Annotated in this window: 23 protein-coding genes; all 23 read left to right on the top strand. The window is 42.1% G+C overall.

All coding sequences use genetic code 11. From position 1 onward, the window contains the following. The first annotated feature begins 325 nt into the window (after positions 1–325). A complete protein-coding gene (gene rpoB / locus J2S78_RS16595) occupies positions 326–3,862 on the top strand; it encodes a DNA-directed RNA polymerase subunit beta (protein WP_306900380.1) in 3,537 nt (1,178 codons plus the stop codon). Positions 3,863–3,969: 107 nt separating this feature from the next. Continuing rightward, positions 3,970–7,587, top strand: coding sequence for a DNA-directed RNA polymerase subunit beta' (rpoC, locus tag J2S78_RS16590; RefSeq protein ID WP_306900379.1), 3,618 nt, complete (start codon positions 3,970–3,972; stop codon positions 7,585–7,587). A 77-nt stretch (positions 7,588–7,664) separates the two neighbouring features. Then, on the top strand, positions 7,665–7,916 hold the full coding sequence (locus J2S78_RS16585) for a 50S ribosomal protein L7ae-like protein (RefSeq protein ID WP_306900377.1): 252 nt from the start codon (positions 7,665–7,667) through the stop codon (positions 7,914–7,916). Positions 7,917–8,025: 109 nt separating this feature from the next. Next, positions 8,026–8,439: a 30S ribosomal protein S12 gene (rpsL, locus tag J2S78_RS16580; protein ID WP_306900375.1), complete on the top strand. Its 414-nt coding sequence runs from the start codon at positions 8,026–8,028 to the stop codon at positions 8,437–8,439. Positions 8,440–8,473: 34 nt separating this feature from the next. Beyond that, a complete protein-coding gene (rpsG, locus tag J2S78_RS16575; protein ID WP_306900373.1) occupies positions 8,474–8,944 on the top strand; it encodes a 30S ribosomal protein S7 in 471 nt (156 codons plus the stop codon). Positions 8,945–9,006: 62 nt separating this feature from the next. Further along, positions 9,007–11,085, top strand: coding sequence for an elongation factor G (gene fusA / locus J2S78_RS16570; protein WP_306900371.1), 2,079 nt, complete (start codon positions 9,007–9,009; stop codon positions 11,083–11,085). Between the two features lie 120 nt (positions 11,086–11,205). After that, on the top strand, positions 11,206–12,396 hold the full coding sequence (gene tuf, locus J2S78_RS16565; RefSeq protein WP_306900369.1) for an elongation factor Tu: 1,191 nt from the start codon (positions 11,206–11,208) through the stop codon (positions 12,394–12,396). A gap of 613 nt (positions 12,397–13,009) precedes the next feature. Further along, positions 13,010–13,318, top strand: a complete 309-nt coding sequence (rpsJ, locus tag J2S78_RS16560; RefSeq protein ID WP_306900367.1) for a 30S ribosomal protein S10 — start codon at positions 13,010–13,012, stop codon at positions 13,316–13,318. Positions 13,319–13,371: 53 nt separating this feature from the next. Next, a complete protein-coding gene (gene rplC, locus J2S78_RS16555) occupies positions 13,372–13,998 on the top strand; it encodes a 50S ribosomal protein L3 (protein ID WP_125563026.1) in 627 nt (208 codons plus the stop codon). Between the two features lie 25 nt (positions 13,999–14,023). Then, on the top strand, positions 14,024–14,647 hold the full coding sequence (rplD, locus tag J2S78_RS16550) for a 50S ribosomal protein L4 (RefSeq protein WP_306900365.1): 624 nt from the start codon (positions 14,024–14,026) through the stop codon (positions 14,645–14,647). Further along, on the top strand, positions 14,647–14,934 hold the full coding sequence (gene rplW / locus J2S78_RS16545) for a 50S ribosomal protein L23 (protein WP_125563024.1): 288 nt from the start codon (positions 14,647–14,649) through the stop codon (positions 14,932–14,934). The genes rplD and rplW overlap by 1 nt, the downstream gene beginning before the upstream one ends. Before the next feature lie 27 nt (positions 14,935–14,961). Then, the gene (gene rplB / locus J2S78_RS16540; RefSeq protein WP_306900363.1) at positions 14,962–15,801 is read left to right on the top strand and encodes a 50S ribosomal protein L2; all 840 of its coding nucleotides are present in this window, start codon (positions 14,962–14,964) and stop codon (positions 15,799–15,801) included. A gap of 63 nt (positions 15,802–15,864) precedes the next feature. Next, positions 15,865–16,143: a 30S ribosomal protein S19 gene (gene rpsS / locus J2S78_RS16535; protein WP_125563020.1), complete on the top strand. Its 279-nt coding sequence runs from the start codon at positions 15,865–15,867 to the stop codon at positions 16,141–16,143. Between the two features lie 19 nt (positions 16,144–16,162). After that, entirely contained in the window at positions 16,163–16,504 is a 342-nt protein-coding gene (rplV, locus tag J2S78_RS16530; RefSeq protein WP_125563018.1) for a 50S ribosomal protein L22, read from the top strand. Between the two features lie 3 nt (positions 16,505–16,507). Beyond that, positions 16,508–17,167 carry a 30S ribosomal protein S3 gene (rpsC, locus tag J2S78_RS16525; protein WP_125563016.1) on the top strand — a complete coding sequence of 220 codons (660 nt, stop codon included), beginning with the start codon at positions 16,508–16,510 and terminating at the stop codon, positions 17,165–17,167. A gap of 2 nt (positions 17,168–17,169) precedes the next feature. Then, a complete protein-coding gene (gene rplP / locus J2S78_RS16520; protein WP_306900361.1) occupies positions 17,170–17,604 on the top strand; it encodes a 50S ribosomal protein L16 in 435 nt (144 codons plus the stop codon). Then, the gene (gene rpmC, locus J2S78_RS16515) at positions 17,594–17,797 is read left to right on the top strand and encodes a 50S ribosomal protein L29 (RefSeq protein ID WP_306900359.1); all 204 of its coding nucleotides are present in this window, start codon (positions 17,594–17,596) and stop codon (positions 17,795–17,797) included. Before rplP ends, rpmC begins: the two co-directional genes overlap by 11 nt. A gap of 24 nt (positions 17,798–17,821) precedes the next feature. Further along, positions 17,822–18,085, top strand: a complete 264-nt coding sequence (rpsQ, locus tag J2S78_RS16510) for a 30S ribosomal protein S17 (RefSeq protein WP_125563576.1) — start codon at positions 17,822–17,824, stop codon at positions 18,083–18,085. Between the two features lie 34 nt (positions 18,086–18,119). Beyond that, positions 18,120–18,488 (top strand): 50S ribosomal protein L14, encoded by a 369-nt coding sequence (rplN, locus tag J2S78_RS16505; protein WP_125563574.1) that lies wholly within the window; start codon positions 18,120–18,122, stop codon positions 18,486–18,488. Between the two features lie 48 nt (positions 18,489–18,536). Beyond that, positions 18,537–18,863 carry a 50S ribosomal protein L24 gene (gene rplX, locus J2S78_RS16500; RefSeq protein ID WP_125563572.1) on the top strand — a complete coding sequence of 109 codons (327 nt, stop codon included), beginning with the start codon at positions 18,537–18,539 and terminating at the stop codon, positions 18,861–18,863. A 27-nt stretch (positions 18,864–18,890) separates the two neighbouring features. After that, positions 18,891–19,430 carry a 50S ribosomal protein L5 gene (rplE, locus tag J2S78_RS16495; RefSeq protein ID WP_125563570.1) on the top strand — a complete coding sequence of 180 codons (540 nt, stop codon included), beginning with the start codon at positions 18,891–18,893 and terminating at the stop codon, positions 19,428–19,430. A 32-nt stretch (positions 19,431–19,462) separates the two neighbouring features. Then, positions 19,463–19,648, top strand: coding sequence for a 30S ribosomal protein S14 (rpsN, locus tag J2S78_RS16490; RefSeq protein ID WP_091275188.1), 186 nt, complete (start codon positions 19,463–19,465; stop codon positions 19,646–19,648). Between the two features lie 29 nt (positions 19,649–19,677). Further along, positions 19,678–20,076, top strand: coding sequence for a 30S ribosomal protein S8 (rpsH, locus tag J2S78_RS16485; RefSeq protein WP_306900355.1), 399 nt, complete (start codon positions 19,678–19,680; stop codon positions 20,074–20,076). Positions 20,077–20,083 lie beyond the last annotated feature (7 nt).

Here is a 20,083-nt window from a genome sequence, read left to right as displayed (position 1 = left end):
ATCGTCAGAAGTTATATTTTAGAGTAACCCTTATGAATGTGACAACAACGTTGTTACGATCGTTTAGTGAGCTTGGTAGTTTCCGGGTTTACTTTATAAGGTGAAACAGTATAGAGTTTAGGCGTTTTCGATGTTTAGCTTCAGTACTCAGGCAATCATGCAAAGTGGAAGTATTACGACTTTCAACTTTTTCTGAGTTTGTATGCTTTTCTTGTAGGAATAAAGGTAAGGCAACTTTTATGTTTATCATTTTAGCGGCCGCCTTTGGTATATTCAACCTGTTATAAACAGGTGGACATTATGTGATATTTAAGGGGTGACTCAGTTGACAGGTCAACTTATTCAGTTTGGACGCCACCGCCAAAGAAGAAGCTATGCTCGAATCAATGAAGTATTGGATCTTCCTAATTTAATTGAAATTCAAACAGCTTCTTATCAATGGTTTCTTGATGAGGGTATTCGTGAAATGTTTCAGGATATATCTCCCATTGAAGATTTCACGGGTAATCTGGTTCTTGAGTTTATTGACTATAGCCTTGGTGAACCAAAGTATTCTATGGATGAATCAAAAGAACGAGACGTAACGTTTTCTGCTCCACTACGGGTTAAAGTCCGTTTGATGAATAAAGAAACGGGCGAAGTGAAAGAGCAAGAAGTGTTTATGGGCGACTTTCCGCTTATGACAGACACGGGAACCTTTATTATTAATGGGGCCGAACGTGTTATTGTATCTCAACTTGTGCGTTCTCCAAGTGTATATTTTAATGAGAAATTGGACAAGAACGGTAAAAAAGGACATACCGCCACGGTCATTCCGAACCGGGGGGCGTGGCTTGAGTTAGAAACAGACGCAAAAGATATTGTATACGTACGTATCGATCGTACCAGAAAGATACCTGTTACGGTACTCTTACGCGCACTTGGGTTCGGGTCTGATCAAGAGATCATTGATTTACTCGGAGAAGATGAGTATTTGCGCAATACGTTGGAAAAGGACAACACAGAAGGCAGTGAGAAGGCGTTACTCGAAATCTATGAGCGTCTTCGCCCTGGAGAGCCCCCAACAGTTGACAGCGCAAAAAGTCTTTTGAACACAAGGTTTTTTGATCCGAAACGTTATGACCTCGCTAACGTAGGTCGTTATAAAGCGAACAAAAAACTTCATATACAAAACCGTTTATTTAATCAGCGTCTTGCTGAAACATTAGCTGACCCTGAAACAGGAGAAATTCTTGCAGAAGATGGAGATGTATTAGATCGTCGCCTGCTTGACCGGTTACTGCCTTATCTTGAAAAGGACTTAGGGTTTAAACGCGTGACGGTTGCCGGTGGTGTGATGGAAGAAGCAGACCTCGATGTGCAGGCTGTTAAGATATATGCTCCAGAAGAACAAGAAGAAGATAAAGTCATAAGTGTCATAAGCAATGGCAACATTGACCGTGATGTAAAGAACATTACTCCAGAAGACATCATATCTACTATTAACTACTTCTTCAATTTATTGCATGGAGTCGGTTTAACAGACGATATTGACCATTTAGGTAACCGTCGTCTGCGTTCGGTAGGGGAGTTACTGCAGAATCAATTCCGTATTGGTTTATCTCGGATGGAGAGGGTTGTCCGTGAAAGGATGTCGATTCAAGATCCGAGCTCCATTACTCCACAAGCCCTTATTAATATTAGACCGGTTATAGCTTCTATTAAAGAGTTTTTCGGAAGCTCGCAGCTATCGCAATTTATGGACCAAACAAACCCATTAGCGGAATTAACGCACAAACGTCGTTTATCTGCACTTGGGCCAGGTGGTTTAACAAGAGAAAGAGCAGGTTTTGAAGTACGTGACGTTCACTATTCCCACTATGGACGTATGTGTCCAATTGAAACGCCGGAAGGACCGAACATCGGGCTCATTAACTCTCTTTCAAGTTACGCCAAGGTGAACGAATTTGGTTTTATTGAAACAGCTTATCGCAGAGTCGACCATGAGACTGGCATCGTAACAAAAGAATGTGATTATCTAACGGCTGACGAAGAAGATAATTACGTTGTTGCGCAAGCTAACGCCAAACTTACCGAAGACGGTCGTTTTGCCGATGATAGTATTATTGCCCGTTTTCGTGGTGAAAACACCCATGTTCCAAAGGAAAAAATTGACTACATGGATGTTTCTCCAAAACAAGTTGTGTCTGCAGCAACAGCTTGTGTTCCGTTTTTGGAAAACGATGACTCCAACCGTGCGTTAATGGGGGCGAATATGCAACGTCAAGCTGTACCTTTGCTAGAGCCTGAAGCACCACTTGTCGGTACAGGAATGGAATATGTATCCGCCCGTGATTCTGGTGCTGCGGTAGTAGCGAGATCAAAAGGCACTGTAGAACGGGTTACTGCTCGAGAAATCTGGGTACGTAAGCTAGAAGACGTTAACGGCAAAGAGGTCGAGACAGACCTTGAGAAATACAAGATGTCAAAGCATATCCGTTCTAACCAAGGAACAAGTTACAACCAACGCCCGATTGCAATTGAGGGTGACCGTGTCGAAAAAGGAGAAGTTTTAGGCGATGGACCTTCGATGGAAAAAGGAGAAATGGCCCTTGGTCGAAACATTCTCGTCGGATTTATGACATGGGATGGTTATAACTATGAGGATGCGATTATTCTAAGTGAACGTCTTGTGAAAGATGATGTTTACACATCTGTTCATATTGAAGAATATGAATCAGAAGCCCGGGATACAAAACTAGGACCGGAAGAGATTACAAGAGATATTCCGAATGTCAGTGAAGAAGCGCTGAAAAACCTAGATGACCGCGGCATTATTCGTGTAGGTGCCGAAGTGAAAGACGGAGATATCCTTGTAGGGAAAGTAACTCCAAAAGGGATGACGGAACTAAGTGCTGAAGAACGCTTACTGCATGCTATCTTTGGAGAAAAAGCTAGAGAAGTTCGCGACACCTCCTTGAGAGTTCCTCACGGCGCAGATGGTATTGTCTTAGACGTTAAGATATTTAACCGCGATGATGGTGATGAGCTTCCGCCGGGAGTGAATCAACTTGTTCGTGTGTATCTCGTTCAAAAACGAAAAATACACGAAGGGGACAAAATGGCAGGACGTCACGGAAACAAAGGTGTTATTTCTAGGATATTACCTGAAGAAGATATGCCTTATCTTCCGGATGGGACTCCGATTGAAATTATGTTGAACCCTCTAGGTGTTCCTTCTCGTATGAACATTGGTCAGGTATTAGAGCTGCATCTCGGTATGGCAGCAAGATCGTTGAATCTTCATATGGCGACACCGGTATTTGACGGTGCGCGAGAGGAAGACGTTTGGGAAACGATTCAGGAAGCTGGTCTTGCTCGTGACGGAAAAACCGTATTGTATGACGGAAGAACGGGTGAACCATTCGATAACCGTGTTTCAGTAGGTATCATGTATATGATTAAACTTGCTCACATGGTAGATGATAAGCTTCATGCTCGTTCTACGGGACCTTATTCATTGGTAACCCAACAACCACTAGGCGGAAAAGCTCAATTTGGTGGACAGCGTTTTGGTGAAATGGAAGTTTGGGCTCTTGAAGCTTATGGCGCTGCTTATACTCTTCAAGAAATTTTGACAGTAAAATCGGATGACGTAGTAGGGCGTGTGAAAACGTATGAAGCTATTGTCAAAGGCGAAAACGTACCTGAACCAGGAGTCCCAGAGTCTTTTAAAGTATTAATAAAAGAGCTTCAAAGCCTTGGAATGGACGTTAAGATGCTCTCAAGTACAGAAGAAGAAATTGAGATGAAAGAGTTGGATGATGAAGATGAATCCAGCGGCACGTTGAACCTGAAATTAGAGTCCAGTGAAAATGCCTGAGGCAGGTTATAGCAACAGGACATAAGAAAAGAGATGCTTTATTATAAGCATCTCTTCTGTGCCTGTTCTTACCGCTATCCCAAAGTTTCGAAAGGGAGGTTGACCCCTTGATAGACGTAAATAATTTTGAATATATGAAAGTTGGTCTCGCATCACCTGATAAGATGCGCTCTTGGTCCCGCGGAGAAGTGAAAAAGCCAGAAACGATTAACTATCGTACGTTGAAACCGGAGAAAGATGGGCTTTTCTGTGAGCGGATTTTTGGTCCTACGAAGGATTGGGAATGTCACTGCGGAAAGTATAAGCGAGTTCGGTATAAGGGCGTTGTGTGTGATCGTTGTGGCGTAGAGGTAACCCGTTCAAAAGTAAGACGTGAACGCATGGGTCATATTGAACTGGCTGCACCTGTCTCTCATATTTGGTATTTTAAAGGAATCCCAAGTCGGATGGGACTTGTACTTGATATGTCCCCTCGATCTCTTGAAGAAGTTATTTACTTTGCATCTTATGTTGTAACGGATACAGGAGAAACGCCGCTCGATTATAAGCAATTGCTTTCAGAAAGAGAATATCGTTCGTATTATGATAAATACGGCAAAGGATTCACTGCTAAAATGGGTGCAGAAGCAATTCGAAAGATTTTGCATGACCTTGACCTTGATAAAGAAGTGAAGATGCTGAAAGATGAATTGGAGACAGCTCAAGGACAACGGCGTACACGAGCAATTAAACGACTCGAAGTCTTAGAATCATTCCGTCATTCTGGAAACCATCCAGCATGGATGATTTTAGATGTGCTTCCGATTGTACCTCCAGAGATTCGCCCAATGGTGCAGTTGGATGGTGGACGTTTTGCGACATCTGACTTAAACGATTTGTATCGCCGAGTGATTAATAGAAATAACCGTTTGAAGCGACTGTTGGATTTAGGCGCTCCAAACATTATTGTTCAAAATGAAAAAAGAATGCTCCAAGAAGCAGTAGATGCTTTAATTGACAATGGACGTCGCGGTCGTCCTGTTACTGGACCCGGAAACCGTCCGTTGAAGTCACTTTCCCACATGTTAAAAGGGAAGCAAGGTCGTTTTCGTCAAAACCTTCTTGGTAAGCGTGTAGACTACTCCGGTCGTTCTGTTATCGTTGTAGGACCTAGTTTGAAAATGTATCAGTGCGGTTTGCCGAAGGAAATGGCGTTAGAACTATTTAAACCATTTGTTATGAAGGAACTTGTAAGTAGAGGGCTTTCTCACAATATAAAAAGCGCTAAACGAAAAGTAGAGCGTGTGCATCCTGAAGTATGGGATGTGTTGGAAGAAGTTATCAAAGAACATCCAGTATTACTAAACCGTGCTCCGACATTGCACCGCTTAGGTATTCAAGCTTTTGAACCAACGCTTGTAGAAGGCCGTGCAGTCAAGCTTCACCCTCTTGTATGTACAGCGTACAACGCAGACTTTGATGGTGACCAAATGGCTGTTCACGTGCCGCTTTCCGCCGAAGCGCAAGCAGAGGCTCGTGTATTGATGCTCGCAGCTCAAAACATTTTGAATCCAAAGGACGGAAAGCCAGTTGTTACTCCTTCACAAGACATGGTTTTAGGTAACTATTACTTGACTTTGGAAAGAGAGAACGCAACCGGAGAAGGTTCTGTCTTTAAAGATTCTAATGAAGCGTTAACTGCATATCACGCAGGTTTTATTCACTTACACACTAGAATTGCCTTGCCTGTGGCGAGTTTGGATAAGACGAATTTCGCTGAAGAACAAAGTGATAAGTTATTGCTTACGACTGTTGGGAAATTGATATTTAATGAGATACTTCCAGAATCATTCCCTTATATCAATGAGCCGACAGCCGCGAACTTGGAAGTTGAGATTCCAAGTAATTATATCGTTGAAAAGACCACCGATGTGAAAAAAGAATATGAAAACCGCGAACTGGTTCCTCCGTTTAAAAAAGGTTTTCTCGGTGATGTTATCGCAGAAGTATTTAAGAAGTTTCAAATTATCGAAACATCAAAAATGCTCGACCGTATGAAAGACCTAGGCTTTTATTATTCCACTAAAGCTGGTATTACAGTAGGGATTTCAGATATCGTGGTATTGGAAGACAAACAAGACATTATTGATGATACCGAAGACAAAATTGAGCGGGTTATGAAGCAGTTCCGTCGTGGTTTAATCACAGATGAAGAACGTTATAACAAAGTTATTTCTGAATGGAGTGAAGCAAAAGATACCATTCAAGATAAACTGTTAAAATCACTAAATACGCTCAACCCTATTTTCATGATGAGTGACTCGGGTGCACGTGGTAACGCATCAAACTTTACACAGCTTGCAGGGATGCGTGGTCTGATGGCCAACCCATCTGGTAAAATCATCGAGCTTCCTATCAAGTCTAGTTTCCGTGAAGGTCTGACGGTACTTGAGTACTTTATTTCTACACATGGTGCTCGTAAAGGTCTTGCCGACACTGCCTTGAAGACAGCCGATTCTGGTTATCTAACACGCCGTCTAGTCGACGTTGCCCAAGATGTCATTGTTCGTGAAGATGATTGTGGAACGGACCGCGGTCTTGATGTCTATGCATTGCGTGAAGGAAATGAAGTAATTGAAAAACTTCAAGATCGTCTCATCGGACGTGTTGCCTTTAAGACGATTCGTCATCCAGAAACGAATGAAGTACTGGCTAAAAAAGGCGAATTAATGGATGAAGACAGAGCTAAGCTCATCGAAGATTCAGGTGTAGAAAGCGCAACAATACGTTCTGTGTTCACGTGTGACACACGCCACGGAGTTTGTAAGAAGTGTTATGGTAAAAACCTTGCAACGGGATCAGACGTTGAAGTGGGAGAAGCCGTGGGCATTATCGCTGCACAATCCATTGGTGAACCAGGTACACAGTTGACAATGCGTACATTCCATACCGGTGGTGTTGCAGGAGACGATATCACACAAGGTCTTCCTCGTATTCAAGAATTGTTTGAAGCCCGGAATCCAAAAGGTCAAGCGCTAATATCCGAACTCGATGGAGAAATTGTTGACGTTAAGGAACACCAAGGTAAAAAAGAAATTACGGTACAAGGCAATCTTGAAACACGGAATTACACAACCGCATATGGCTCTCGTCTCAGAGTAGAATTAGGAGATATGGTCAAATCCGGTGAGGCATTAACGGAAGGTTCCATTGATCCGAAAGAACTATTGAAGGTTACAGGGGTGCAGGAAGTACAAAGATACCTCTTAAAAGAAGTACAAAAAGTATATAGCATGCAGGGCGTAGAAATTGGTGACAAGCACGTTGAAGTCATGGTGCGCCAGATGTTGAGAAAAGTTCGTGTGGCGGATTCTGGAGAAACAGAAGTACTGCCGGGATCAATGGTTGAAATTCACCACTTCGACAACGCTAACCAAAAAGTATTGGAACAGGGCGGCAAACCAGCTGTTGGTAACCCAGTTATTCTTGGTATTACAAAAGCCTCGCTTGAAACGGATTCCTTCCTTTCAGCGGCCTCTTTCCAAGAAACAACACGTGTGCTTACAGACGCAGCAATTAAAGGCAAGAGGGATGAACTTCTCGGCTTAAAAGAAAATGTTATTATCGGAAAACTTGTTCCTGCAGGTACCGGAATGCAGCGTTATCGCTCATTAGAAATGGATAAACCGGAAGAGCAACAGGAAAAAACGATAGAAACGGCTGAAGAGACGATTCCTCAAAATTAAAATAGTATTGACATCTTTTCACCATGGTGATATGCTGTCAAAGTGCGCCTAACACCCTGTGCTTTGGAGGATACAGAATGTCTTATGAAAAAGTATCACAGGCGGATGAGGTTTTGATTGGAACGAAGCAAACATTAAAAGCTCTTGAAGCAAACTTCGTTAATGAAGTAATCGTAGCTGATGATGCAGAAAACAGGGTTATTAGCAGAGTTCTTCTCGCAGCCGAGCTGAAAGGAGTTCCGGTTTATACCGTTGACTCTATGAGAAGACTTGGTAAAGTCTGTGGAATTGATGTTGGAGCTGCTGCGGTTGCACTGAAAAAGCAATGACGTTTTTGCTAGCAGGCTTGTCCTGCTGGCAAAAACTTTACTTTTGCTTTACAATGAACCACCTGGAACGGTGGTCTTATGAATACGCTGAAAGAAAGGAGGAAACACTATGCCAACTATCAATCAATTGGTACGTAAAGGTCGTCAAGTAAAAACAAAGGGGTCTGACTCCCCAGCCTTGAATAAAGGTTACAACAGTTACAGAAAAATCCCGACCGATCAAGACTCTCCTCAAAAACGTGGAGTATGTACTCGTGTTGGGACAATGACACCAAAGAAACCGAACTCCGCATTGCGTAAATATGCTCGTGTACGTTTGACCAACCAAATAGAAGTGACTGCTTATATTCCAGGAATCGGCCATAACTTGCAAGAACACAGTGTTGTTCTTATTCGTGGCGGCCGTGTGAAGGACCTTCCTGGTGTACGTTATCATATCGTACGCGGTGCTCTTGACACTGCTGGTGTTCAGAACCGTAAACAAAGTCGTTCAAAATACGGCACAAAGCGTTCTAAAAAATAATTTATTTTAATTTGAAGAAAGGAGGGGTGAACTGATGCCTCGTAAAGGACCAGTACCACGCAGAGATGTATTGCCAGATCCGCTTTACAATTCCAAATTGGTAACTAGATTAATTAATCGTATTATGTTGGATGGAAAGAAAGGTAAAGCACAAAATATTCTTTATAAAGCATTTAACCTCGTCGAAGAAAGATCCGGGAAAGATCCGATGGAAGTTTTTGATCAAGCTTTGAAGAATGTTATGCCTGTCCTTGAAGTGAAATCCCGCCGTGTAGGTGGCGCTAACTATCAAGTTCCAATTGAAGTGAAGCCCGACCGCCGTACTACGCTAGGTCTTCGTTGGATGGTAAGTTACGCTCGTCTTCGTGGGGAAAAGTCAATGGAAGAACGTTTAGCAAATGAAATTCTAGATGGTGCTAATAACACAGGATCAGCTGTGAAAAAACGGGAAGACACACACCGCATGGCAGAAGCTAACAAAGCATTTGCACACTATCGCTGGTAAAACAATAAACCAAATAACTTATTTAACCCATAGTTATGGAGGAAAGGAGAAATTGAAACTTCATGGCACGAGAATTCTCCTTAGAAAAAACTCGTAATATCGGTATCATGGCTCACATCGATGCCGGTAAAACCACTGCAACAGAGCGTGTCTTGTATTATACTGGGCGAATCCACAAAATTGGGGAGACCCATGAAGGGGCTTCTCAAATGGATTGGATGTCCCAAGAACAAGAACGCGGTATTACAATCACTTCCGCTGCGACAACAGCACAGTGGAAAGGATACAGAATCAATATCATTGATACTCCTGGACACGTAGATTTCACCGTGGAGGTAGAACGTTCTCTTCGTGTTCTTGATGGAGCAGTAGCTGTACTGGATGCTCAATCAGGTGTAGAACCTCAAACGGAAACAGTATGGCGTCAAGCTACTACCTATCACGTTCCTCGTGTTGTTTTTGTAAACAAAATGGATAAAGTAGGGGCAGATTTCATTTACTCATGCTCTACTTTGAAGGAACGTTTAGGCGCTAATGCACATGCTATTCAGCTTCCAATTGGTGCTGAGGATAATTTTGAAGGTATTATTGACTTGATTGGCATGCAAGCTTTCTATTATCTCGATGATTTGGGAACCCGTGCGGAAGCTCGTGAGATTCCAGAAGAATATAAGCAGCAAGCAACCGAGTATCGCGAATCACTAATCGAAGCTGTTGCAGAAGTTGATGAAGACCTTATGATGAAATATCTTGAAGGTGAAGAAATCAACAATGATGAGTTGAAAGCTGCAATTCGTAAAGGAACGTTAAATATTGAATTTTATCCAGTACTTTGCGGTTCTGCTTTTAAAAACAAAGGTGTACAGCTGATGATAGACGCAGTACTTGACTACTTACCTTCTCCAACGGATGTACCTGCAATCAAAGGTATTGTTCCTGACAGCGAAGAAGAAGTAGAAAGAACAGCCGACGACGAAGGTCCATTCTCGGCACTTGCGTTTAAAGTAGCAACAGACCCTTACGTTGGTAAGCTGACATTTTTCCGCGTGTATTCCGGAAAACTAGACGCTGGTTCATACGTACGTAATTCTACGAAGGAAAAGCGGGAAAGAGTTGGCCGTATTCTTCAGATGCACGCCAATTCAAGAGAAGAGATTTCAACCGTTTATTCTGGAGATATTGCTGCCGGTATTGGTTTGAAGGATACTGGAACAGGGGATACTCTATGTGATGATAAAAACAGAGTAATTTTGGAATCTATGGACTTTCCGGATCCAGTTATTCGTTTGTCTGTTGAGCCTAAGTCAAAAGCAGACCATGACAAGATGGGTATAGCTCTTGGTAAGCTTGCAGAAGAAGATCCGACTTTCCAAACGGAGACAGATGAAGAAACAGGTCAAACTATTATTATGGGTATGGGTGAACTTCACCTTGATATTATTGTTGACCGACTAAAAAGAGAATTTAAAGTGGATGCTACAGTTGGTGCACCGCAGGTTTCATACCGTGAAACAATCAGAGCATCGGCAAACTGTGAAGGTAAATTCGTTCGTCAATCAGGTGGACGTGGTCAATATGGTCACGTTTGGGTTACGTTTGAACCTAACACTGAAGGCGCAGGATTTGAGTTTGTCAATAAGATTGTAGGCGGTGTTGTCCCACGTGAATATGTAGGCTCTGTCCAAGAAGGTATTGAAGAAGCCTTGGAAAATGGTCTATTAGCTGGCTATCCTATGGTTGATGTGAAAGCAACACTATTTGATGGTTCTTATCACGATGTGGACTCTAACGAAATGGCATTTAAAGTGGCCGCTTCAATGGCCTTGAAGGAAGCTAAGAACCATTGTAAGCCTGTATTGCTTGAACCGCTTATGAAAGTTGAAGTAGTGGTTCCTGAAGAATACATGGGTGATGTGATGGGTGATATCACTGCTCGTCGCGGCCGTGTAGATGGAATGGAAGCACGCGGAAATTCTCAAGCAATTAAATCATTTGTTCCACTTTCTGAAATGTTTGGTTATGCAACCAACCTTCGTTCTAACACACAAGGACGAGGAAATTACACAATGTTCTTTGACCACTATGAAGAAGTGCCAAAGAGCGTAGCTGAAGAAATCATTAAGAAAAATAGTGGAGAATAATTTCTCTTAAATGATTGTCTGCATTATTGTTTTATTGTAAGCTAAGGAAGGTGATTTCCTAGATTGGTACACCTTTCTAGCTTCTATATAATTTACCTGTATTAAGGGAGGAAATTCAAAATGGCAAAAGAAAAGTTTGATCGTTCCAAAACGCATGCGAACATTGGTACTATCGGACACGTTGACCACGGAAAAACTACATTAACAGCTGCTATCACTTCTGTACTTCATAAAAAATCTGGTACTGGTGAAGCAATGGCTTATGACTCCATCGACGGTGCTCCTGAAGAGCGTGAACGTGGAATCACAATCTCCACAGCTCACGTGGAATATGAAACAGATACTCGCCACTATGCACACGTAGACTGCCCAGGACACGCAGACTATGTTAAAAACATGATCACTGGTGCTGCACAAATGGACGGAGCAATTCTTGTTGTATCCGCAGCTGACGGCCCAATGCCACAAACTCGTGAGCACATCTTGCTTTCACGTCAGGTAGGGGTTCCATCAATCGTTGTTTTCTTGAACAAAACAGACATGGTTGATGATGAAGAACTTCTAGAGCTTGTAGAAATGGAAGTACGTGATCTTCTTTCTGAGTATGACTTTGACGGCGACGATGTACCAGTTGTTAAAGGTTCTGCTTTGCAAGCTATTGAAGGACAAGAAGAGCATGAGCAAGCTATTGTTGACCTCATGCAAGCAGTGGATGACTACATTCCAACTCCAGACCGTGACAAAGATAAGCCTTTCATGATGCCAGTTGAGGACGTATTCTCTATCACTGGCCGTGGTACTGTTGCAACAGGCCGTGTTGAACGTGGAATGCTTAATGTCGGTGACGAAGTAGAAATCATCGGTATTGACGAAAACAAGCGTAAAACCACTGTTACAGGAGTTGAAATGTTCCGTAAGCTTCTTGACTATGCAGAAGCAGGCGACAACATCGGAGCGCTTCTTCGTGGTGTAAACCGTGAAGATATTACACGCGGTCAAGTTCTTGCTAAGCCTAACTCTATTACACCACATACTAACTTCAAAGCAGAAGTTTATGTTCTTTCAAAAGACGAGGGTGGACGTCACACTCCATTCTTTGCTAACTATCGTCCTCAGTTCTACTTCCGTACAACGGACGTTACTGGTGTTATCGAATTGCCAGAAGGTGTAGAAATGGTTATGCCTGGCGATAACGTTGAAATGACAGTAGAATTGATTTCACCAATCGCAATTGAAGAAGGTACCAAGTTCTCTATCCGTGAAGGTGGACGTACTGTAGGTGCTGGTGTTGTAGCAACTATTCAAAAGTAATATTTGCTCGATTCGGAAAGGCTGTCCGAAAAGTCGTGGAAGCGACTTTTGCGGGCAGTCTTTTTTTATGGAAAGTAGAAAAGTATAAAAAATTTTGGCATTTTCGGGTTCACACTTCCTTCCCAGAACGCTTGCGCATTTCTTAAACTTTAAGTGCTGCAGCTCTAATCTTCAACAATTATGCTAGTTCAAAAGGTTGTACCAGGTTAATATGAAGAACATAGCGTGATAGCCGATAACAATTTGGAAGAGGAACAAGTGTAAGAGAATATGGTAGTATAGGATGATACGTTTACAATTAATCCAGTTGTGTCATAATTGATAAAATAATAAGCTGTATTTAGATTTAATAAATAGTAGATAAAAAAATCTTGCAATACTCCTTGCATTTAGTCATTTGAATCATTATAATAGATAAAGTGTGACCGCAGACTTTTGATATTAGGGATCGAAGGCAGGCAGCCGATTAAGGAATTTCCTAATAGGCATTACAGCGGTTCAGGGCGATGATGTGAAAGGTTACCGACACACCCGGCCCCTTTGCCATGGTGGGTGTTAGGAAAATTTTCACGGAGTATGTCTGTAAAAATCGGGCGATAAAGGAGGGCTTACAATGGCAAAAGAGAAGATTCGTATTCGTTTAAAGGCTTATGATCATCGTGTATTAGATCAATCTGCCGAGAAGATTGTAGAAACAGCCAAACGTTCTGGCGCTGGGGTATCTGGACCAATTCCGTTACCTACGGAAAGATCGGTTTACACGGTGCTGCGTGCGACACATAAGTTCAAAGATGCTCGCGAGCAATTTGAAATGCGCACTCATAAACGTTTGATCGATATCGTTAGTCCAACACCACAGACTGTTGATGCGCTTATGCGTTTAGATCTACCATCTGGTGTTGACATTGAAATTAAACTATAAGAAGACCATTGAAAGATAAAATAAGAACATTTAATAAATAGGAGGTGTGACTGATGACCAAAGGAATCTTGGGGAAGAAAATCGGAATGACCCAGTTGTTTAATGAAAATGGAGAACTTCTTCCGGTCACAGTTATTGAGGCTGAACCAAACGTTGTACTCCAAACAAAAACATCTGAATCAGATGGATACGAAGCAGTTCAACTTGGTGTCATGGATAAAAAAGAATCACGCGCTAGCAAACCTGAAAAAGGCCACGCTCAAAAAGCTAATACAGCTCCCAAGCGCTACACTCGTGAAATCCGTGATAATGGAGATTACGAAGTTGGTCAGGAAGTCAAAGTTGATTTATTTACAGAAGGGGAAATCGTTGATATAACGGGAACTTCAAAAGGGAAAGGGTTCCAAGGTGCAATTAAACGCCATAATCAAGCCCGCGGTCCAATGACTCACGGTTCTCGCTTTCATCGTCGTCCTGGTACAATGGGTCCTATTGATCCAAACCACGTACTAAAAGGAATGAAACTTCCTGGACGTATGGGCGGAAATACAGTAACTGTACAGAACCTTGAAGTTGTCAAGGTAGATGCTGAACGTAACTTGCTTTTAGTGAAAGGGAACGTTCCTGGCCCTAAAAAAGGTTATGTAACAGTACAAAACGCTGTGAAAGCCACAAAATAACGTTTAAAAGAAAGGAGGCTCCATGATGCCAAAAGTAGCTTTGTTAAACCAAACAGGCTCTAAGGTCGGAGACATTGAATTATCTGATGCCATTTTTGGTATAGAACCAAACAAAGATGTTTTGCACGATGCGGTTTTGATGCAGCAAGCATCGATGCGTCAAGGTACTCATAAAGTTAAAAATCGCTCAGAAAGAAAAGGAGGCGGAGCTAAGCCGTGGCGCCAAAAGGGCACCGGACGTGCTCGTCAAGGCTCTATTCGTTCCCCTCAATGGGTTGGTGGAGGAATTGTTTTTGGACCGACTCCAAGACAATATAGCTATAAACTGCCGAAGAAAGTTCGCAGACTTGCTATTAAATCCGCTTATTCCAGCAAAGTAAAAGACGGAGAAACAATTGTTGTCGATAATCTACAGCTTGATGCTCCAAAGACAAAAGAAATGGTAAACATTCTTTCAAATCTTTCTGTTGAAGAAAAAGCTTTGATAGTAACAGCTGATTATAACGAACAATTAGCTCTCTCTGCACGTAATATTCCTGGAGTAACCTTCGGAACTGTCGACAGCGTAAATGTTCTAACTTTGTTGCAACATGACAAACTTATCATTACGCAAGAAGCAGCAGAGAAGGTAGAGGAGGTGCTCGGATAATGGAAGCACGCGATGTCATCAAACGCCCCGTTATAACAGAACGGTCTGCTGATCTTATGGAAGAGAAAAAATATACTTTTGAAGTGGATGTAAAAGCAAATAAAACACAAATTCAAAAGGCTGTTGAAGAAATCTTTGACGTAAGTGTAGAAAAAGTGAACACTCTTAATTATAAAGGTAAGTTCCGTCGTTTTGGCCGTTATACCGGATATAAGCCGAAGCGCAAAAAAGCAGTCGTAACGCTTACTTCAGAAAGCCAAGAAATTGAGTTTTTTGAAGGAGTCTAAAGCAACGAGTGAAGGAGGGAAATAAACATGGCAATTAAAAGGAAAAAGCCAACAACTAACGGGCAACGTTTTATGTCTGTTAACACTTATAGTGAAGTAACAACAGACCAGCCAGAAAAAACGTTGCTTGAACCAAAGCATAAAAAAGGCGGCCGTAACAGCCAAGGACGAATTACTGTTCGTCATCAAGGCGGCGGACACAAACGCCAATATCGTGTTATCGATTTTAAACGTGATAAAGATGGAGTGCCGGGTCGCGTTGCTACGATTGAGTATGATCCAAACCGTTCAGCGAATATAGCCCTTATTCATTATAACGATGGAGAAAAACGTTATATTCTTGCTCCAAAAGGCCTCAAAGTAGATCAAGAAATCGTGTCTGGTCCAGAAGCAGATATTAAAACAGGTAACGCATTGCCGTTGTCTAATATTCCGGTGGGTACAATCATTCATAACATTGAATTGAAGCCTGGTCGTGGAGCGCAATTAGTTCGTTCTGCAGGCGCAGAAGCACAAATTCTTGGTAAAGAAGGTAAATATGTTCTTGTTCGTTTACGTTCAGGAGAAACTCGTTTAATCTTGGCTACTTGCCGTGCTACAGTAGGGCAAGTTGGGAATATTGAACATGAACTTGTTGTTATCGGTAAAGCTGGACGCGGACGCTGGCTCAACAAGCGCCCTGTTGTACGTGGTTCTGCAATGAACCCAAGTGATCACCCTCACGGGGGCGGGGAAGGCCGTGCACCAATCGGTCGTAAATCACCTGTATCACCATGGGGTATGCCAACTGTTGGTTATAAGACAAGAAAGAAAAACAAAGACACAGATAAATATATTGTACGTCGTCGTAAGAGCAAAAAGAAATAAACAAACGTGCAATAAAACGGTATTGAACCGTCAAACTATGGAGTCGCGAAAGGAGGTTTCCTTATGGGTCGCAGTCTAAAAAAAGGACCTTTTATCGATGATCATCTGATGAAAAAAGTAGAAAACTTAAACCAAAATAACGATAAGCAGGTTATTAAAACTTGGTCCCGTCGTTCTACAGTATTTCCTCAATTTGTAGGACACACATTTGCTGTTTATGACGGAAGAAAGCATGTTCCTGTATTCGTTTCAGAAGATATGGTGGGCCACAAACTTGGTGAATTTGCACCAACAAGAACGTTTAAAGGCCACAAAAATGACGACAAGAAAACAAAACGGTAGAAGAGGGGAGGTTCTCTAAATGCAAGCTAAAGCAGTTGCTAAACAAATTCGCATTGCCCCTCGCAAAGCACGGTTAGTCATTGACCTCATTCGGGGCAAGGACATTGGCGAAGCAATTGGTATTTTGAAAAACACACCTAAAAGTGCTTCACCTGTTGTCGAAAAGGTTCTGAATTCCGCCGTCGCTAACGCGGAGCATAACTATGAAATGGAACCGGAAGACCTTTATGTCAGCGAAATTTTTGTTGATGAAGGAATTACTTTGAAACGCTTTCGGCCACGTGCAATGGGACGTGCAACACGAATTAATAAACGTACCAGCCACATTACTGTAGTGGTAGCAGAAAAGAAGGAGGGATAATGAGTGGGTCAAAAAGTAAATCCAGTAGGACTTAGAATTGGTGTCATCCGTGATTGGGACTCCAAATGGTTCGCGGAAAACAACTATGCGACATTGTTGCACGAAGATATAAAAATTCGTGAATATATAGAGAATAGACTGAAGGATGCGGCTGTTTCTACAGTAGAGATTGAGCGTGCTGCAAACCGCGTGAACATCTCTATCCACACTGCTAAGCCAGGAATGGTTATTGGTAAAGGCGGATCTGAAGTAGAAGCATTGCGTAAAGCATTGAATGATATCACAGGCAAACGAGTTCACATTAACATTGCTGAAGTGAAACAAGCTGACTTGGATGCAAGATTAGTTGCAGACAACATCGCTCGTCAACTTGAAAACCGTGTATCATTCCGTCGTGCAATGAAGCAATCCATTCAACGCACTTTGCGTGCTGGTGCACAAGGTATCAGAACGGAAGTTTCAGGACGTTTAGGCGGTGCTGATATTGCTCGAAATGAAAGTTATAACGAAGGTACTGTTCCACTCCACACCCTACGTGCTGATATTGATTATGGCACAGCTGAAGCCGATACAACGTACGGTAAACTTGGTGTGAAGATTTGGATATATCGTGGAGAGGTCCTTCCGTCGAAAGGTTCGAACAACGAGGAAGGAGGACAATAATTATGTTGATGCCAAAACGTGTAAAATTCCGTCGCGAACATCGCGGTAGAATGAAAGGCCGTGCGAAAGGCGGAACGGAAGTATCTTTTGGTGAGTTTGGCCTACAAGCTTTAGAACCGACTTGGATTTCCAATCGTCAAATTGAAGCTGCTCGTATTGCCATGACTCGTTATATGAAGCGTGGAGGTAAGGTTTGGATTAAAATCTTTCCAGATAAACCTTACACTGCTAAACCACTAGAAGTCCGGATGGGTTCTGGTAAAGGTTCCCCTGAAGGCTGGGTGGCTGTTGTAAAGCCTGGTAAAATTATGTTTGAAATTGCAGGTGTTTCCGAAGAAGTAGCTCGGGAAGCACTTAGACTTGCGTCACACAAACTTCCAGTGAAAACGAAGTTTGTAAAACGTGAAGAAGTGGGTGGTGAGGCAAATGAAAGCTAATGAACTTAGAAACTTGACCTCAACTGAAATAGAAGAGCAAACAAAGACTCTAAAAGAAGAGCTTTTTAATCTAAGATTTCAGCTGGCGACCGGTCAACTTGATAATCCTGCCCGCATTCGCAATGTCCGCAAGGATATCGCACGTGCTAAAACCGTATTGCGTGAACGTGAACTCGGTCTTAACAAAGTATAAAACGGAGGGGAGGTTTGGCGTAAAATGGCTGAACGCAACCAGCGAAAAGTATACACTGGACGTGTCGTTTCCGACAAAATGGATAAAACGATCGCTGTCTATGTAGAAACTTATAAAAAAGATTCTCTTTATGGAAAACGTGTAAAAGATTCGAAGAAATTTAAAGCACATGATGAAAATAATCAAGCTAAAAAAGGCGATATTGTAAAAATCATGGAAACTCGTCCGCTTTCTAAAGACAAACGCTTTCGTCTTGTAGAAATCGTGGAAGAAGCTGTGATTATCTAATATCTTTCTCTGACGAAGGGAGGTTACGAAGTCTATGATTCAAGAAGAAAGCCGACTAAAAGTAGCAGATAACTCCGGCGCACGTGAAGTACAATGTATCAAGGTACTTGGTGGCTCTGGTCGTAAGTCTGCAAACATTGGCGATATGATCGTTTGTTCTGTAAAACATGCAACACCAGGTGGCGTTGTCACAAAGAACGAAGTGGTTCATGCGGTTATTGTTCGGTCTAAAAGTGGAGCACGTCGTCCAGACGGTTCTTACATCCGATTTGATGAAAACGCAGCTGTTATTGTTCGTGATGATAAAAGTCCAAGAGGTACGCGTATTTTCGGACCTGTAGCTAGAGAATTGCGTAGTTCACAATATATGAAGATCGTTTCACTAGCTCCAGAAGTACTTTAATGAAAATAAATTATAAAATTACCATGGCCTGACGAAGGAGGTGCGATCATGAGTCAACCTAAACTCCACGTAAAAAAAGGCGACAAAGTGAAAGTTATTACTGGAAAAGATAAAGGCAAAGAAGGAGTTATCCTTCAATCATACCCTTCTCAATCCCGTGTATTGGTAGAGGGAGTTAATATGATTAAAAAACATCAAAAGCCATCACAAGAAAATCCTCAAGGTGGTATTCTTAACCAAGAAGCCCCGGTTCATGCTTCCAATGTGATGCCGTTGGATCCAAGCAGCAATGAACCAACCCGTGTTGGTTTCAAAACTGAGGATGGAGAGAAAGTGCGCATCGCCAAAAAGTCCGGCGAGCCTCTTGATAAGTAAGTCAGTTGATGAAAGGAGGTCATCCGAATGAACGCTTTAAAAGAAACGTTTAAAAACGATATTGTGCCTCATTTGCACAATAAATATGAATATTCATCCGTAATGGGTGTTCCTAAAGTTGAAAAAATAGTTATTAATATGGGTATAGGGGATGCAGTACAAAACCCGAAAGCCTTAGATAAAGCAGTAGAAGAACTATCACTTATCAGCGGTCAAAAGCCACTTATCACTAAAGCTAAGAGATCCATCGCCGGATTTAAAGTTCGTGAAGGGATGCCAATTGGTACGAAAGTAACTCTTCGCGGTGAGCGCATGTATGATTTTCTTGAAAAATTAATTAATGTGTCTCTTCCTCGTGTACGTGACTTTCGTGGTGTATCAAACAAAGCTTTTGATGGCCGCGGTAACTACACTCTTGGTGTAAAAGAGCAATTGATTTTTCCTGAGATTGAATACGATCGAGTGGAAAAAATCCGCGGTATGGACATCGTAATTGTTACAACGGCTGAAACGGACGAAGAAGCTCGTGAACTGCTCACTCAAATGGGCATGCCATTTCAAAAATAAAATGAAAACTATTAAAGGAGGGAATAGAGACCTTGGCTAAAAAATCAATGATCGCCAAACAGCAACGTCCTCAAAAGTTCAAAGTGCGTGAATACACTCGGTGTGAACGTTGCGGACGTCCTCATTCCGTCATTCGTAAATTTAAACTTTGCCGAATTTGTTTCCGTGAATTAGCATACAAAGGACAAATTCCAGGCGTTAAAAAAGCTAGCTGGTAAGCCCGAGATAGGGAAGGAGGTAAATCGATATGGTCATGACAGATCCAATCGCAGATATGCTTACTCGTATTCGTAATGCGAATACAGTTCGTCACGAGAAATTAGAATTTCCTGCGTCCAGTCTTAAAAATGAAGTAGCGTCTATCCTTAAACAAGAAGGATTTGTTCGCGATGTAGAAACCATTGAAGATAATAAGCAGGGAATTATCCGTATCTTTTTGAAGTACGGAGCTGAGAATGAGCGGGTTATAACTGGATTGAAACGTATTAGTAAACCAGGACTTCGCGTATATGCAAAGGCTGATGAGCTGCCTCGTGTACTTGGTGGACTCGGAATCGCTGTTATTTCAACATCAGCTGGAGTAATGAGCGATAAAGAAGCACGTAAAAAGCAAGTAGGCGGCGAAGTACTTGCTTATGTATGGTAATAAATAG

Source organism: Salibacterium salarium, from assembly GCF_030813635.1.
Taxonomy (GTDB): Bacteria; Bacillota; Bacilli; order Bacillales; family Marinococcaceae; genus Salibacterium; species Salibacterium salarium.
Note: the sequence above shows the minus strand (reverse complement) of the source record. Positions and strands in the feature narration are given on the sequence as shown.

Bases quoted from the DNA above. Each gene is read 5' to 3' on its own strand.
- J2S78_RS16585 (WP_306900377.1), top strand. From the start codon at position 7,665: ATGTCTTATGAAAAAGTATCACAGGCGGATGAGGTTTTGATTGGAACG.
- rpsL (WP_306900375.1), top strand. From the start codon at position 8,026: ATGCCAACTATCAATCAATTGGTACGTAAAGGTCGTCAAGTAAAAACA.
- rpsG (WP_306900373.1), top strand. From the start codon at position 8,474: ATGCCTCGTAAAGGACCAGTACCACGCAGAGATGTATTGCCAGATCCG.
- fusA (WP_306900371.1), top strand. From the start codon at position 9,007: ATGGCACGAGAATTCTCCTTAGAAAAAACTCGTAATATCGGTATCATG.
- tuf (WP_306900369.1), top strand. From the start codon at position 11,206: ATGGCAAAAGAAAAGTTTGATCGTTCCAAAACGCATGCGAACATTGGT.
- rpsJ (WP_306900367.1), top strand. From the start codon at position 13,010: ATGGCAAAAGAGAAGATTCGTATTCGTTTAAAGGCTTATGATCATCGT.
- rplC (WP_125563026.1), top strand. From the start codon at position 13,372: ATGACCAAAGGAATCTTGGGGAAGAAAATCGGAATGACCCAGTTGTTT.
- rplD (WP_306900365.1), top strand. From the start codon at position 14,024: ATGCCAAAAGTAGCTTTGTTAAACCAAACAGGCTCTAAGGTCGGAGAC.
- rplW (WP_125563024.1), top strand. From the start codon at position 14,647: ATGGAAGCACGCGATGTCATCAAACGCCCCGTTATAACAGAACGGTCT.
- rplB (WP_306900363.1), top strand. From the start codon at position 14,962: ATGGCAATTAAAAGGAAAAAGCCAACAACTAACGGGCAACGTTTTATG.
- rpsS (WP_125563020.1), top strand. From the start codon at position 15,865: ATGGGTCGCAGTCTAAAAAAAGGACCTTTTATCGATGATCATCTGATG.
- rplV (WP_125563018.1), top strand. From the start codon at position 16,163: ATGCAAGCTAAAGCAGTTGCTAAACAAATTCGCATTGCCCCTCGCAAA.
- rplP (WP_306900361.1), top strand. From the start codon at position 17,170: ATGTTGATGCCAAAACGTGTAAAATTCCGTCGCGAACATCGCGGTAGA.
- rpmC (WP_306900359.1), top strand. From the start codon at position 17,594: ATGAAAGCTAATGAACTTAGAAACTTGACCTCAACTGAAATAGAAGAG.
- rpsQ (WP_125563576.1), top strand. From the start codon at position 17,822: ATGGCTGAACGCAACCAGCGAAAAGTATACACTGGACGTGTCGTTTCC.
- rplN (WP_125563574.1), top strand. From the start codon at position 18,120: ATGATTCAAGAAGAAAGCCGACTAAAAGTAGCAGATAACTCCGGCGCA.
- rplX (WP_125563572.1), top strand. From the start codon at position 18,537: ATGAGTCAACCTAAACTCCACGTAAAAAAAGGCGACAAAGTGAAAGTT.
- rplE (WP_125563570.1), top strand. From the start codon at position 18,891: ATGAACGCTTTAAAAGAAACGTTTAAAAACGATATTGTGCCTCATTTG.
- rpsH (WP_306900355.1), top strand. From the start codon at position 19,678: ATGGTCATGACAGATCCAATCGCAGATATGCTTACTCGTATTCGTAAT.